Source organism: Olsenella sp. Marseille-QA0557 (assembly GCF_965119725.1).
In the GTDB taxonomy this organism is placed as follows: Bacteria; Actinomycetota; Coriobacteriia; order Coriobacteriales; family Atopobiaceae; genus Coprovicinus; species Coprovicinus avistercoris.
Genome location: NZ_CBCPMI010000001.1, coordinates 409,817 through 424,775, shown reverse-complemented (window position 1 = coordinate 424,775; position 14,959 = coordinate 409,817). Strand labels below are relative to the sequence as shown.

At 49.4% G+C, this 14,959-nt stretch carries 14 protein-coding genes; 6 read left to right on the top strand and 8 right to left on the bottom strand.

The window, feature by feature from the left end; genetic code table 11:
* Position 1 precedes the first annotated feature (1 nt).
* Positions 2-1,318, bottom strand: a complete 1,317-nt coding sequence (locus ACQY6Y_RS01895) for a putative ABC transporter permease (RefSeq protein ID WP_428378618.1) — start codon at positions 1,316-1,318, stop codon at positions 2-4.
* A 159-nt stretch (positions 1,319-1,477) separates the two neighbouring features.
* On the opposite strand from ACQY6Y_RS01895, the gene ACQY6Y_RS01890 reads away from it, so the two are divergent.
* Positions 1,478-3,991, top strand: coding sequence for an excinuclease ABC subunit UvrA (locus ACQY6Y_RS01890; protein WP_428378617.1), 2,514 nt, complete (start codon positions 1,478-1,480; stop codon positions 3,989-3,991).
* A gap of 4 nt (positions 3,992-3,995) precedes the next feature.
* Here the strand turns inward: ACQY6Y_RS01890 and ACQY6Y_RS01885 are convergent, their stop codons facing one another.
* Together ACQY6Y_RS01885 and ispF are read right to left on the bottom strand one after the other, a co-directional pair.
* Positions 3,996-4,949: a carbohydrate kinase family protein gene (locus ACQY6Y_RS01885; protein ID WP_428378616.1), complete on the bottom strand. Its 954-nt coding sequence runs from the start codon at positions 4,947-4,949 to the stop codon at positions 3,996-3,998.
* 71 nt (positions 4,950-5,020) lie between these two features.
* Positions 5,021-5,530, bottom strand: coding sequence for a 2-C-methyl-D-erythritol 2,4-cyclodiphosphate synthase (ispF, locus tag ACQY6Y_RS01880; protein ID WP_428378615.1), 510 nt, complete (start codon positions 5,528-5,530; stop codon positions 5,021-5,023).
* 138 nt (positions 5,531-5,668) lie between these two features.
* On the opposite strand from ispF, the gene ACQY6Y_RS01875 reads away from it, so the two are divergent.
* Both ACQY6Y_RS01875 and ACQY6Y_RS01870 read left to right on the top strand, forming a co-directional pair.
* A complete protein-coding gene (locus ACQY6Y_RS01875) occupies positions 5,669-5,989 on the top strand; it encodes a DMT family transporter (RefSeq protein ID WP_428378614.1) in 321 nt (106 codons plus the stop codon).
* A gap of 51 nt (positions 5,990-6,040) precedes the next feature.
* A complete protein-coding gene (locus tag ACQY6Y_RS01870) occupies positions 6,041-7,408 on the top strand; it encodes a M18 family aminopeptidase (protein ID WP_428378613.1) in 1,368 nt (455 codons plus the stop codon).
* Here the strand turns inward: ACQY6Y_RS01870 and thpR are convergent.
* Positions 7,371-7,961 carry an RNA 2',3'-cyclic phosphodiesterase gene (gene thpR / locus ACQY6Y_RS01865; protein WP_428378612.1) on the bottom strand — a complete coding sequence of 197 codons (591 nt, stop codon included), beginning with the start codon at positions 7,959-7,961 and terminating at the stop codon, positions 7,371-7,373. The genes ACQY6Y_RS01870 and thpR overlap by 38 nt on opposite strands.
* A gap of 32 nt (positions 7,962-7,993) precedes the next feature.
* Entirely contained in the window at positions 7,994-10,375 is a 2,382-nt protein-coding gene (locus tag ACQY6Y_RS01860; protein WP_428378611.1) for a plasma-membrane proton-efflux P-type ATPase, read from the bottom strand.
* A gap of 122 nt (positions 10,376-10,497) precedes the next feature.
* Between ACQY6Y_RS01860 and ACQY6Y_RS01855 the strand changes: the two genes are divergently transcribed.
* On the top strand, positions 10,498-11,442 hold the full coding sequence (locus ACQY6Y_RS01855; protein ID WP_428378609.1) for a LysR substrate-binding domain-containing protein: 945 nt from the start codon (positions 10,498-10,500) through the stop codon (positions 11,440-11,442).
* On the opposite strand, the gene ACQY6Y_RS01850 is transcribed toward ACQY6Y_RS01855, so the two are convergent.
* The 3 genes from ACQY6Y_RS01850 to ACQY6Y_RS01840 form a co-directional block, all read right to left on the bottom strand.
* Positions 11,434-12,243: a ZIP family metal transporter gene (locus ACQY6Y_RS01850; RefSeq protein WP_428378608.1), complete on the bottom strand. Its 810-nt coding sequence runs from the start codon at positions 12,241-12,243 to the stop codon at positions 11,434-11,436. The two genes, ACQY6Y_RS01855 and ACQY6Y_RS01850, sit on opposite strands and share 9 nt — an antisense overlap.
* Positions 12,244-12,381: 138 nt before the next feature.
* A complete protein-coding gene (locus ACQY6Y_RS01845; protein WP_428378607.1) occupies positions 12,382-12,654 on the bottom strand; it encodes a GNAT family N-acetyltransferase in 273 nt (90 codons plus the stop codon).
* 69 nt (positions 12,655-12,723) lie between these two features.
* Positions 12,724-13,320, bottom strand: a complete 597-nt coding sequence (locus ACQY6Y_RS01840; protein ID WP_428378606.1) for a DUF2798 domain-containing protein — start codon at positions 13,318-13,320, stop codon at positions 12,724-12,726.
* A 269-nt stretch (positions 13,321-13,589) separates the two neighbouring features.
* On the opposite strand from ACQY6Y_RS01840, the gene ACQY6Y_RS01835 reads away from it, so the two are divergent.
* Complete coding sequence (locus ACQY6Y_RS01835; protein WP_428378605.1) at positions 13,590-13,811, top strand: hypothetical protein; 222 nt, start codon at positions 13,590-13,592, stop codon at positions 13,809-13,811.
* Positions 13,812-13,847: 36 nt separating this feature from the next.
* Positions 13,848-14,906 (top strand): VanZ family protein, encoded by a 1,059-nt coding sequence (locus tag ACQY6Y_RS01830; protein WP_428378604.1) that lies wholly within the window; start codon positions 13,848-13,850, stop codon positions 14,904-14,906.
* Positions 14,907-14,959 lie beyond the last annotated feature (53 nt).

The following is a 14,959-nucleotide window of genomic DNA, read 5'->3' as shown; positions in this document are numbered from 1 at the left end:
CCTATGCTTTCTGTGATGGAACACGTGCGGAATCAGAAGGTGTAATGGTCATAGACTGGAAGCGATGTGCCATGTACTCATTATCAAAGTGATCGGCATAAAACTCTTCGATAGGAGAATTTGGCTGTATGCCGCTTTCTCGGTCGTACCAGCATTCAAGCGCTTGTAGGGTCATAACACCATCGATGATCATCAGAATGGCGCAAAACGTTGTGAATGAGTACCGCAGTTTCCAGGGGATTTTATTGATGAGCCGCAGGAGCCACGGGAGGCAGGCTTTTATCCAAACAAATCCCAATGCTCCCCACATACACATAAAATTGATGCAGGTTCTCCCCCCTGTAAGCTGGGCGATGGGGTCGGGGAAAAGACCAAATACTTTAGCGCCTGAATAGCTCCAGGCAACAGCGCCAAAGCCTACTTGCATAAACCAAGACACTGCTGCTTCGAACATTCCGCCAATGACAGCGGAGACTAAAAAGATAATGATGGGATTGGCCTTATAAAAACGATTGAGTGCAACGGTCATAAGAACGGCACCAAACCCATAGATGGGGGAGAAGGGGCCAAACAACAGACCGGCGCGATCCTGATAGTGTCCTGGATCAACAATGACAAAGTGATAAATCGTTTCGATAGCAAGGCCTAAGAAACAACAGACAACAAACACCCAAAAGAGATTGAAGAAGTCGAGCTCAATGAAACCCCTGTCACCTTTGGCTCTGCCTAAGGTACCCTCTTCAGCTTCCTGTTCGGTTTCCATCTCACGCAAGTGCCTTTGAAGGCGGCGTTCTGAGATAAGGGTGGGGTCAATCGTGGTTGCAATAATGATGAGAATGGCAAAATGCACCATGGAAGCCAGGACATTATTCACAGCACCATGCAACATAATGTCGACTACAAGTGAGGCAATATTAAGGGCAATAAGGGCATAGGCCGCCTGTGCTGCATGACGACGCTTATTACGTATAAGTGCTATACCAAGACCAACGGCCATTGCTGCATTTACAATAAGTAGAACAATTTGAAAGACAGATAGAACCGTTGTAAGTGTCACATCATTCGAACTGATGAGAACATGCTTTCCGTCGGTCGCTAAAATAAATCCCAGGAAAGCGGCTATGCCAAGAACAAAGACCCCTGATATCAAGTTGTACAAACCATAGAGACACAGCACGAAGTGTATGCGTTTCTCACGCCGTGCTTTACGCTCATCATGAGGTTGTTGTCCATTACCAGAGGAGTTGTTATCAGCAGTCGTGTTGGCTGTTGGACAAGAGTCTTGATTATTGGCAAGGTCGTGCGGAGCAGTAGACATACGGGCTCCAATCCCGATTAAGCAGCGTTCAGCCGATCCGATGCTGCAAATTTGTCTTATGGTACCCATTGGGCTTAGAGGATTTCCTTATATCGAGAAACATTGGGTAAGCGGGTGGATCATCTTGCCCTTTCACGCGAAGATAGAAGGGATGACACGATGGCATCACAGGTATACGATCGACCCAGTTGCATACAAGTTCGTGGCGCTCGTGTTCATAATCTCAAAAACATAGATATAGATATACCGTTGGGTTGTTTAGTAGGTATTGCTGGTGTATCGGGTTCTGGAAAGAGTTCGCTCGCCTTGGGCACCCTCTATGCCGAGGGAAGCCGACGGTATCTCGATGCACTCTCTACTTATACACGCCGTCGGATTGCACAAACCGGTAGGGCGACGGTGGACGAAGTATTGCATGTACCTGCTGCATTGGCGCTTCGTCAGCGACCTGGTGTACCCGATGTTCACTCCACCTTTGGTACTTCTACAGAGCTGCTTAATTATCTTCGCCTTATGTTTTCACGTTTAGGGAGTTATGTTTGCCCCAACGGCCACCATGTACCACCCAATATGGATGTTGCTCTTATGCGTCCAACTACCTGTCCGATATGCGGTGCAGAGTTTTATGGCCCTGGTGCAGAAGACCTTGCTTTTAATAGCGGTGGTGCCTGTCCAACATGTGGTGGTACAGGAGTGGTGCGTACAGTTGATGAGACAACGCTCGTGCCTGACGAATCTCTTTCAATAGACGATGGTGCCGTGCTTCCATGGGGTACCCTGATGTGGGATCTTATGAAACAGGTCTGCGGCGAGATGGGTGTACGCACCAACGTCCCCTTCTGTGAATTAACCCCTGAAGAGCGTGAAATAGTTTTCCATGGACCAATGGAAAAGCGTCATATCATCTATAAAGCCAAAAAGACTGACACTTTTGCCGAGATGGATTTCACCTATTACAGTGCAGTTAATACGGTTAAAAATGCCTTGGCAAAAGCGAAAGATGAGAAGGGGCTTGCGCGCGTAGCTCGCTTTCTGCGAGAGGTTGTTTGCCCCGATTGTGGAGGCACACGTTTATCAGCAGCAGCGCATGGCCCGGTAATTGATGGTATGACACTGGCTGATGCAACAGCGCTTACCCTTGATGAACTTGCCTCATGGGTGCCCACCGTACCAGCTCTTATGCCAGATGATATGCGTCCTATGGCAGAGACTATCTGCAATGAGATGGTTGAACCTTGTATGCGCTTGCAACAATTGGGCTTGGGATACCTCACGCTTGATCGAGCTTCGGCTACGCTTTCAACAGGAGAGCGTCAGCGTGTGCAGCTTGCCCGTGCCGTTCGCAACCGTACCTGTGGCGTGTTGTATGTGTTGGATGAGCCTTCGATTGGACTCCATCCTTCCAATGTTGAAGGCTTGCTGGGCGTTGTTGATGATCTTCTTGCCGATGGAAACTCAGTGGTGCTGGTCGATCACGATGTGCGTGTTTTACGTCATGCCGATCATCTCATTGAGATAGGTCCAGGATCTGGTGCTCATGGGGGCGAAGTAATCTGTCAGGGCACACCTGAAGAGGTGGAAAAGAATCCAGCTACGAGGATCGGTCCTTTTCTTACGGGCACATGCCAGGTTCGTGTAAGAAAACGGTCAGATAAAAACGAGGTTTTTGACCAGGGGCATATACATCTTGATACAGGCGCACTCCATACTGTGCAGCCTCTCTCAGTGGATATTCCCCGGGGACGTCTCACCGCAGTAACAGGTGTTTCGGGTTCGGGTAAAACAACGCTGGTGCTGGAGAGTCTCATTCCTGGTCTTAAAGCTGCAATTGCTGGGGTTGCTCTTCCGCAGCATGTTCATGCAGTAGATTCTTCAGATCTTCGTCGCGTTAACCTCATTGATGCAACACCTATCGGAGCTAATGTTCGTTCGACGGTGGGAACATATTCGGGAGTGCTGGACGATTTACGTCGTGCCTATGCAAAAACACCTGAGGCCAAAGAGCAAGGTCTTAAAGCAGGGGCTTTTTCTTATAACACCGGATCATTGCGGTGTCCTACCTGCGATGGCACAGGGCAAATCTCGCTGGACATACAGTTTTTGCCCGATGTTGATATCCCTTGTCCCGATTGTGGCGGTGTGCGTTATGCACGAAGTGCTTACGACATAGTGCTTGCTGGCATGAGCTTGCCTGAGTTGCTTGCCTGTACGGTGGATGAAGCACGAGAAGTGCTTATCGATACAAACTTGAAGTCTGCCAAGACAAAACTGCAGGTACTTTCTGATTTGGGCCTGGGATATCTGACGTTAGGAGAGGCAACGCCGGCGCTCTCGGGTGGAGAAGCACAGCGGTTAAAACTGGCGAGTGAGCTCACACGTAATCAGGCCGATGCACTCTTTGTGTTTGATGAACCGACTATTGGTTTGCACCCACTTGATGTTGAAGTGCTGCTGCAAGTTTTGCAGCGTCTTATCGATAATGGTGCAACGGTTGTAGTTATTGAACATGATCTGGATATGATCGCCAACGCCGATTGGGTTATTGATATGGGTCCTGGTGGTGGCGATGCCGGTGGGCGCATTGTTTGTGCGGGCACGCCGGAAGAGGTAGCGGCGTGCCCGGAAAGTATTACAGGACGTTATATCGCAGAGGAGTTAAACATCAAGAGGTGAAGTGCTACTGGTTGAGCAATTCTTCCACCTCAGCGCGGGTGGGCATTGCGGGAATAGCACCACGTTTGCGTACACAGAGCGAGGCGACGGCATTGCCCTTACGTGCAAACTGCGCAATATCATCCAGGGTAAGCTCCTCAGGCTTCTTGCTGCTTTCGCAAAACGCCGCAAGGAATCCTCCCCAGAAGGAGTCGCCTGCTCCTGTTGCATCAACCGCAACTGCTGGGAAAGCGGGAACTTCCATACCACCATCGGCACAGCAGACATAGGCGCCGCCTTCGCCAAGGGTAACCGCCACAACAGACGGACCTTGCGCAAGCAGACTTGCTGCTGCTTCCTGAGGGTCGCTCTTATCGGTGAGCAGGACACACTCCTCATCTGAAAGCTTCATGAGGTTCATGTAGGGCACGACCGAGCGCATTTGCTCACAGGCTTCTTCTACTGATGACCACAGGTTTGCACGGTAGTTGGGGTCATACGAGAGAACGCAGTCATGGTCGCGGGCATATGCCAGAGCAGCATGTGTTGCAGAGCGTACTGGTTCGTTGGTAAGAGAGAGCGATCCCACATGAAATACGTGGGAATCTTCGATGACGTTATAAGCGAGTTCGTCTGTGGTAAGGCGTGTGTCGGCACCGGGTTTACGTGCAAATGAGAATGTGCGCTCACCATCTTCGGAGAGAGCGACAAAGGCAAGGGTGGTAAACGTATCGGGATCAGAAATGAGGCCGGTGGTATCCACGCCCTGCTCTTCAAGGGTTTTGCGGAGAAAATCTCCGTGCATATCGCATCCAACTTTTCCAAGAAAAGCTGTTTTGTGACCCAAACGTTCAAGTGCTACCAAAACATTTGCTGGTGCACCTCCCGGGTTGCGTTCAAAGAGGCGCTGCCCACTTGCAGAGATACCTGCGTCAGTAAAATCAATTAAAAGCTCGCCAAGAGCACTAACGGAAAACATAGGTCGTCCTTTCCATGCTGTTCTCAATACGTAATGTCAAAACTCCCTTCCACCCTCGTTTTTCAAAGTTCTTATAGTGCTTTATCTGCATTTTGTTCAGGGCTATCTGTGGTGGTAAGAAGGCATACGGCCCAAGCCCCAATGCCTTTTCCTTCACCTTCCCAGCCTAAGCGTTCTGTGGTGGTTGCTTTAACGCCAATTTGAGCAACCGTTACTCCCATGGCATGAGCCAAGTTTTCACGCATGGCCTGACGATGTGGGCCAATTTTTGGAGCCTGACAAGCAATGGTGCAATCTGCATCTATGAGCTCAAAACCCTGAGAGCGTACAAGCTCCATGACGCGGGAGAGCAGTATGAGAGAGTTAGCGTTTTCAAATGCTGGATCAGTGTCAGGAAAGAGGCTTCCAATATCATCGAGACGTGCAGCGCCGAGAAGAGCATCGGTGAGTGCATGAGCAAGTACATCTGCATCAGAGTGTCCCAAAAGACCACGTTCATAAGGAATGGTTACACCGCCGATGATGCAAGGACGTCCTTCTACCAGGCGATGTACGTCGTAGCCGTGTCCAATATGCAACATAGTGTTCCTTTCACAAGGGGAACAAAAATTGAACTCATACTACATTACTGATATAGTTCCGCTTTGACCCGTGAGGGCCCCTGACGAGGGCAGCCGTACCAGGATCGCAAAGACGGCGCATCATAGAAAGGGAACCTCATGGATTGGATAGTACTCATCGTTTCAGGTGCTATGGAAGCGGTTTGGGCAACAGCTCTTGGTGCTTCCGAAGGTTTTAGTAAACCACTTCCCACTATAGTATTTTTTGTTGGCTTACTTGCCAGCATGGCAGGTCTTTCGTTTGCTGTGCGTACGCTTCCTACGGGAACTGCTTATGCCGTTTGGGTTGGTATTGGGGCAGCGCTTACGGTTATCTGGGGCATGATTACGGGTGCCGAACCGGTATCTTTTGTTCGAATAGCTCTTATCGTGGGGCTTGTTGGATGCGTGATAGGGCTGAAACTCGTCTCTGAGGGATAAAAATCGGCTACATTTAAGCGTGGATAAACACCGGATGATATCGGAGGATCCATGCAGGAGAAGGCAGATAGTAAAAGGGTTCCTACAGCGGAAGAAATCGAAGAAGCTCAAGGGCTCTGCCATTTTGTAAATGACAGCCCCACTGCATTTCATAGTGTCTCTTCTATACGCGCACGTCTTGATAACGCAGGGTTTGTGTATCTCCCTGAGGGTGCAGCATGGCACGTCGAGCCCGGATCGAAGTGCTATACCGTACGCAATAATTCCAGCATCATTGCGTTTAAAGTAGGAGCGCAGGTATCCGAAGAGCAGCCCTATCACTTTCAGGTGCTTGCTGCGCATGGGGATTCGCCAGCGCTCAAACTTAAGGCAACCTCTGAGGTTGCCGGCTGCGAATCGTATGTGCAACTGGATGCTGAGCCATATGGTGGCATGCTTGACTACACCTGGTTTGATAGGCCACTCTCGGTGGCTGGCAGGCTCCTTGTTCGCCATGAGAATCGCGTATCGAGCCGTCTGGTACAACTCGATCATGTTGCAAGAATTCCGAGCTTAGCAATACATCTGGATCGCTCTCAAAATGAGAGCTTTTCTCCCCATCGTGAGCGTGACTTGATGCCGATAGTTTCTGCCGGTTTATGTGCTCCTGGTTCGTTTGAGGCATGTCTTGCACATGTGGCAGGAGTTTCTGAGAACGATATTCTCGCACGCGATTTGTTTTTGGTGAGCAGTGAAAAAGCATCGATATGGGGCATGGCGCATGAGTTTATTTCAGGCCCTCGTTTGGATGATTTGATGTGTGCCTATGTGGCTCTTGAGGCATTTTTAGCTGCTACAAATCCAAATGCCATTTTGGTTACCTGTTGCTTTGATAATGAAGAGGTAGGTTCCAATACCAAGCAAGGTGCCATGTCAACGTTTTTGGCTGATACGCTCCAGCGCTTGAGCCTGAGTTTGGGCGCTTCGAAAGAGGACTACCTGAGGGCACTTGCATGTTCAATGCTGGTGAGTTGTGACAATGCTCATGCGGTGCACCCCAATCGCTCAGGACTGTACGATCCACATAATCGCTGCCATCTGAATGAGGGTATTGTCATCAAAGAGGCGGCAAATCAACACTACTGCACCGATGCATTTAGTCGTGCAGCACTTATTGCCATTCTTGAGCGTGCTGGTATTCCGTATCAAAGCTTTGCTAACCGATCTGATATGGCAGGCGGCTCTACACTGGGTAACCTCTCAAATATTCAGGCAAGCATGCATGCAGTGGATGTTGGTTGTCCCCAGCTTGCTATGCATTCGTTTAGTGAAACCGCAGACGTACGCGATGTTGCGTTTGCACGTCGTGCTCTTGAGGCATTCCTTTCGGCAAATGTGATCATTACTGGTGCGGAGAGCATTGAGATTGATCCTCGTTAAGCGCAACTGAGAAGCGCGGCTCGTAGCGAGCTCCCGTTGAGGATAGGTGGCTCTGGAAGAGTGTGACCTTTGTGGCACAACAAGCTTTTGGAAGCGGTGTGGACAAGGTGTCACAATCAATCTCTTCCAAAGCCGCTTTGCGTGCGAGTGTGATGTGAGGATAAAAGTCCTTCTCGTCAAAGGTAAGAGATGCGAGTGTGAGAGCAGAGCGCACGGACTGTGCCAGCTCATTGGGAGAGCTTGACGCTGATGAAGCAGGATTATGAGCTGTTCCATCCATTGCGAGTACCAGGGTTGCTCTCTTCTTGTTGCCAAAGTGGGCAAGTTTGGTGGGTTTAAGCATGACTTGTCCACACGAGGCACAGGCAGTTTGCAAAGCATCTTGTGCAACCAGGAACTGCTCTTCCGGTATGTCCCCTAAAAACGCCAGCGTAAGGTGGTAATTTGCTTGAGGCACGAAGCGCCCTTTAAGCTTTTCCTGAAGGTGCTGAGAAATCTTGAGTACCTCTAACGAAAATGCCGGTGGAATTTCAAGAGCAATAAATGCGCGCATGTCAGCTCCTGTAACACGAAGAAATATTGCTGCTACTTTACTCTGAACGCATGGAAAAGAGCCACTTTTGCAAAATCAATTCCTATGCCACCCACAAGGCAAATAACGCCTGTTGTAAGTACTGCTCCACAGCTTACGGCGGGAACAATCCACCCAAAGAGAACCATACCTAAGAACAAGGCAGTTGTGAGAAGAGCAACGACGAGCATGCCAATACCGGGGCGTGAAGCCCAAAAATGATTTCGTTCTCTGACGCACAGAATACGTATTTGAGAATTTACGACAAGCGCAAACACGACAAGTGTACAGGCCGCATTCTGATCTAAACCAAATACCGTTGTGGACAATACCCAGATGAGAAGATCCTCAAGTGCGAAGAGCGCACCGAGGCCGCTTGCTGCTGCAACAAGAGAGCGTAGTTGCCACGCATTGGGGGAGTTGGTGGCTTTGACATTGTCAGTTGCGATGGACATTGTGGCAAAGTCATTAGCAAATACCAAAAGCGACATTCCAAGCAGGGTAATAGGCATTGATCCTGTAAGAAAGTAAGCCAGCGTAAAGAGAACTACCGTCTCGATAACTTTTGTAACTTTGTTTATTACCCATGTGAGCATGCGTTGGTAGGCACGTCGGCTCTCTGTTACTGCTCGCACAAGCCCGATAAGTCCAGGTGTTGTAAGTACTGCACTGGCTGAAGAGCGGGCAATATCACTTGCGCCTTCAACAGCACACCCGAGTTCTGCTTGGCGAAGAGCTGGTGCGTCGTTAACGCCATCGCCTGTCATGCCAACACTATGTCCATTTTCCTGCAGCAAGCTCACAATACGGTGCTTGTCTTCTGGAAGCACCTCAGCAAAACCATCGGCAGTTTCAACCGTGGAGAGCTGTTCGGTATGCGAGAGTTTACGCAGATCACTCGCACGAATAATTGTGGAACCTATGCCAACTTGTGCGGCTATTTCTTGTGCAATGGCTCTGTCATCCCCGGTGAGCATGACACAACGAATCTGAAGCGCCTGAAGTTGTCCAATAAGTCGCGAAGCATCTTCTCGTGGTGGATCGGCAAGACCGAGCAAACCGACTGGCTGAAGAGGCATTGTTGTTCCTGTTTTGCTCGCAAGGAGGATGGCGCGGAGTCCTTTATGTGAGAGCTTGCCAACGAGGTTAAGAATATGCGCTTGCTCGTCGGGGGAGAGCTGTGTGCAGCGAGCAAGAATAACGCGCGGTGCACCTTTAACAAGCGTAAGTTCTTGTCCGTCTGAAAAGCGTACGCGCGCCTCGGTGCACTTGGTGACAGGGTCAAAGGGAGAAAAAGCTATCTGATGTGCGTTGAGGTCTTGAGAGACTGCAAGTTTTAGACAGGCGGCATCGATAGGTTCAGAACCTGTCTGATCGCAAGAGATTGCGGCAAGCTGTTTTATCTCATCTGGAGTAGATGCCGCCGTAAGCGGAATTAGTGTTTGAACTTCGAGCTGATTTTTGGTGAGCGTGCCGGTTTTATCAAGGCAAAATACATCAATTGAAGCGGCATCTTCGACGGAGTCTAGACGCGTAACCAGCACACCTTCGTGGGAAAGTGTGGTAGCTCCGGCTGCTTGAACAATGGAGAGAACAGCTGGCAGCGCCACAGGAACTGCTCCCATTAAAAACGTTACGACAAGGGATGCTATAGAAAGCAAGCTCTTGCCAGTAATGAGGGCATAAATACCAACGACACCAGAGGCTGCAACGCCAACATACATCATGATTCGAACGATCTCAAAAAGTAGATCTTGTTGGTGTGAGCGTGGTTGAGCATCGCGAACAAGAGAGATGGTTTTGCCGTAGGTAGTGTTTTCGCCGGTTGCGTCCACGCGCGCTTGGAGTTTGCCACGAACTACCACGCTGCCCGAAGGTACGAGATCTCCTGAACCTACTGTTTTAGGGAGAGATTCACCTGTGAGTGAAGAGAGATCAACATCACCGGTTCCCTTCAAAACAGAAGCGTCAGCAGGGACGATGCAGCCGAGAGAGAGGGTAATGACATCCCCCGGAACAAGTTCTCGAGCAGCAATATCTTGCCAAACTCCATCCCTCAGAACAGGAAGCTGTACCTGAAGGTTCTGTTTAAGCATGCGCACTGATCGAGCAGCGCTATTCGATTGCACACTGCCTATAACAGCATTGATGGTGAGAAGAACAACGATGATAAGAGCTTCGGTTATATGTCCAACAAGCAGTGCAAGTACGGCGGCTATCTCAAGCAACCACGGCATGGGGCCCCAGTATCGTTTGAGGAATGCAAGGAAAGGATGATGCTTGGGTTCTGCAACTTCATTGGGACCGTATTGCAACAGGCGCCGAGCCGCTTCTGCCGACGTAAGGCCTGCTGTTTGAAGATGGCCTTTGTAATCTTGATTGAATAGGGTGTCCATAACCATCCGTTTCACCTACGTTCTGCCATAAAACGACCGTAGTCCACTCCTATTCATATGTAAAATATTATTATTGATATTAAAACCATAGGTAATTATCTATGTATTACCGGAGGATAAAAGTGTCTGATCGTCTTACCCTGCGCAACCTAGAGCTCTTTGTGGCAGTGTGCGAGTATGGCGGGGGTACGGCTGCGGCACAGCACCTTCATGTAGCACAACCCTCGGTAAGCCAGGCGATTCGAGATTTAGAGCATCATTTTCATGCTGATCTGTTTGAGCGCAGACCTCGATGCATGCTTCCAACAGATGCAGGAAGAAAGCTTCTTACCCATGCACGAGAGTTACTCGATGGTTTTAGTTCGCTTGAACAGGAAATGCGAGCTGGTGGTACCGAAACACTTCGTATTGCTGCAAGCATTACAACAGGAACCTGTTATCTGCCGGAATTTCTCAGGAAGCTCTCGCAAGGATTTTCCCCTGTGCAAATAACAGGCCATGTAGACGATGATTTTTCTGAAGCAGTACGCCTTAAAGCTCAGGTGATGATAGAAGATTCTGCCAGCGTTGAGCGTGCGGTAGTGGCTGGTGAGGCCGATGTTGGATTGGTGGAAGGCATGATACGGAGTTCTGACATCGTTGCTCATGCCTTTGCTCGTGACAGATTGGTCGTTGTAGCGCCAGACGATGCGTCTTGCTTACCAGCATTGGGCGACAAGAACTCGCTTACGCCCGTTGAACTAGCCCATCTGCCTTTGGTTTTACGAGAACAAGGATCGGGTGTGCGCGATTTATTTGAAGCTGCCTTGCGGACACAAGGGCTTCCTTGTACACCACTTTGGGAGAGCGTGAGTACCCAAGCTCTTATCGCTGCCGTTGAAGCGGGACTCGGTCTGTCCGTGCTCCCATTGGCGCTCGTGCAAGAGGCTCTCAGGCGCAATAAGATTCGATGCATTAACGTGCCTGGCCTTAAGCTCGATCGTGAGCTTTTAGTTATTCATCATCGCCGCAAGCTGCTCACACCTGGGCTTAAGGCCTTTCTTGCTTGTGTATGTGCGTCATCCTAACGCCACGTCAAGAACCATCATGATTACAAAACCAACTATGAATCCCAGGGTTCCAATGTTGGAGTGTTCACCAAGATGTGCTTCAGGAATGAGCTCTTCTACCACAACGTAGATCATGGCTCCTGCAGCAAAAGCGAGAAGCCACGGCATAAAGGGTGTAATCCAAGCGCTGATAAGCACGACTGCAATACCAAAGATGGGCTCAACAATGCCTGAAAGGCTGCCCAGTACAAACGCACGTTTCTTAGACATACCTTCGCGGGTAAGGGGCAGAGAGATAGCTGCTCCTTCGGGGAAGTTTTGCAGGCCAATGCCCATGGCCAGGGCAATTGCCAAACCTAAATACGTATCTCCCGCAGCGCCTGCCGTCTGTGCTGCCATAGCAAATAAAAGACCTACCGACATACCCTCGGGGATGTTATGCAGGGTTACGGCAGAAACAAGTAGTGTTGTGCGCTTCCAGTTAGAAGAGATGCCTTCAGGATTATCTTCACCTGCATGAAGGTGAGGTAGGAAAGTGTCCAGTGCAATAAGAAAGGCCACGCCAAGCAAAAAGCCGCCGGCTGCTGGAATCCAGCCAGGAATATTTTGTGCTTCAGCTTGTTCAATAGCAGGATTGAGCAGCGACCATACGCTTGCTGCAACCATAACGCCTGCCGCGAAGCCCAAAAAGATGTGGTGCATGAGCTTTCGCGAAGTATTAAAGAAAAAGACAACAGCTGAACCAGCGGTTGTCATAAGCCAAGTAAACCCACAGCCGAGTGCAGCCCACAGTAAAGCTTGGGTGAGGTTTGCTGTCATGATATTTCCTCTCGCAGATACTAATGAATATCAGGATAGCCTGCGAGAAAGGGCAGCTTGCCAAATGTTTGGAGATAAATGAAAAAAGTGCAGATACGAGCTCTTATAAGCACCATATCTGCACGTAGTGAGGCGAAGCTATGCAAGAAGGTCAGCGTGTTCAGTGTGCTTCTTGAACCAGCTTACAGCGTAGGAGCACGTTGGACGTGCATGGAATCCGCTTGCAGCAATAACGCTTACAGCACGTGTGAGGAGCTGACTTGCTATACCTTGGCCACGTAATGACTCATCCACAAATGTGTGATTAATCTCAACGATGCCTGGCTCGACCTGAGGAAAAGTAACCTCGGCGAGCATGTTGCCTGACTCATCAAAATACCTTACGGCATCACGTTCGGCTTGGCACTCCATGTGCTCCTCCTTTTGTAGGGTAAAAACCGAGCTCTGTGTTCGTATTTTTACATATAAAGGAGTGTGGTGTTAGGCTGCTTCCTGCACCATAGGTTGTTCAAGAACTGTTCCTTCAGGAAATACACGACGGAAGATCCACCGTGAAAAAGGTCCAGCAATAAGAAGGTTCCAAGGAAGTGCTGCAATAAAGTTCCAAGGAATATTTGCCATCCACATCATGGGAATGGCAGCGGGAGAGCCGATATGGAAAGCAGCTTCAACAGCACCATAGAGCGACATGAAAAATACCATGGGGAATACCATCATGGTGCTAATGGAGAGCGTAATTGCGAGTCGAGAGCTTTTCTTTGGTGTTACGAGGAAGCGGAAGGCAAACCACTTGGCAAAACGGCTCGCAACAAAAACATCTAAGAGCATTGCAACAATATATGCCGGTGGGAACCCGTCCCAAGCTTCCACAATTACATTCATGTCAAAAGCCCAGCCATGCGTGCGCGCAACGTTGTAAACGGACATCCAGAGAACCATGCAGAAACACATGATGATGGTGAAGATAAGACTTTCTCGTTTGTTCTGGGGCATGAAGTTCAGGCCTTTCTCGACGATGGTTTGTGCATAAAAAAGGCGTGCCGTTTCGCGCGGCAACGCCAGAGTGGATCTATCCAAAATCCTCAATGACCCTAGCATGTATGAGGCGCTCTTCGTAAGCGTAGAGTTTGTGAAGTGTTGCAGTGCTTTCCTCATAAATAGGTTTTTACGTCATATCACTCAGATCGTTTTACCTGGTAGACCGCATTATTTGTGCAGACCTGCTTTCCTTACCAAAGCGTCACGTTCACGTAAGCCAAATCGATGGCACTTCAAATTCTTACTTGAGAGGATGGTCTTACAGAACAGGTAAAGCATCAGAGTTTGGTTGAAAAGGAGTGAGCGTAATGGCATCTGGGATTGAGGTTGGTACTATGACACGGCACAAGGGTGGGTATGTACCATCTGGCGACTCGGATGGTATTTGGACGCCGGCACCACGTCAGTTACCGCAGCGTCATCGCTTGCGGGAAGCATTTCGTGGGCTTGGGAGCCTCATTGCCTACGTTGCCATCATGACGGTAATAACGGTTGTGGCTCTTGTCATGCTTTGGAAAGTTTCAAGTTAGTAAGGATAACGACAGGGAGAAGGGCGGAGAAACAAGGTGGTTGTGAGGCGCTTATTGAAAGCTCTTGGCGGCTATAGCGGCAATTTTATGGCGGCACTCTATCTTTGGCCGATTGCTTCCATTGTGCTGACATTGCCTATTCTCGCGTACCTTTATCACCGAGATGGAAGACTGAAATTTGGATCAATTGTTTCAACGTATCTCGCTGTCTTATATCTTGTTGGACTTGGCTGTTTTACGCTCTACCCACTTCCCAGCGGGTCATCGGGACTGGGAATCACATACGGAATCCCGTGGCAATTGAACCCGCTGGCACCCTTGTCAGACATTGCTCGTTTAGGATTTGCTGCTATTCCACAGATTCTTTTCAATGTAATTTTCTTTGTTCCATTAGGGTTTATAGCTGGACGGATGTTGCGTTTACGCCTTGTTCCGTCTCTTTTGTTGGGTTTTGCCGTCTCGCTCCTTATTGAAGTCGCGCAGGGCAGTGGCCTGTTTGGTATTTATCCATTTGCCTATAGAACCGCCGATGTCGACGATCTTATTTACAACACTTCTGGTGCTTTGCTTGGGTGGCTGGGAGCAAGGCTGCTGAATAAAATTTTGCCGTCTGGGGCTCTTGCTGAAGAGGGTGAGATTACCCATACACCGGGATTTGTGAGACGCTCTGTTGCGTTCTGGCTCGACATGTTGCTTGTAGGCCTTATCTCGATCGTTGCTGAAGGCCTTTTGCAACTGGGAGTTTGGGCGCTTACCAATCTTTTAGATTCAGGGGCATTTGCAGATCCTTCATCGGTATCAGAAATCTCTCAGTGGATAACAGCAGTAGCTCAGATGCTTTCTTCATGGATTGGGGTAGCCGCTTTTGTGCTGGTAGAGGTCATCATGCCGTGGTTTCATGAAGGTTCTACTCCAGGTGGCGGCTTCGTGCGTATGAGCTTTGAGACTCACGAGCGTACGGCGGGGAAGCGCTTTATCTTCTATGTCGTGCGTGTAGTAGTACTCATGCTGTCATGGCTCTACATTCCTATAGCTTGGCCGATCCTTATTATCTTTTGGCTGTTTTCTCACAAGATGCCTTACGACCTGATTTAGACCGCTTGCACGTTTAGATTGTTCTTTACCTTAAACCTGGTATTCTTCGTAGC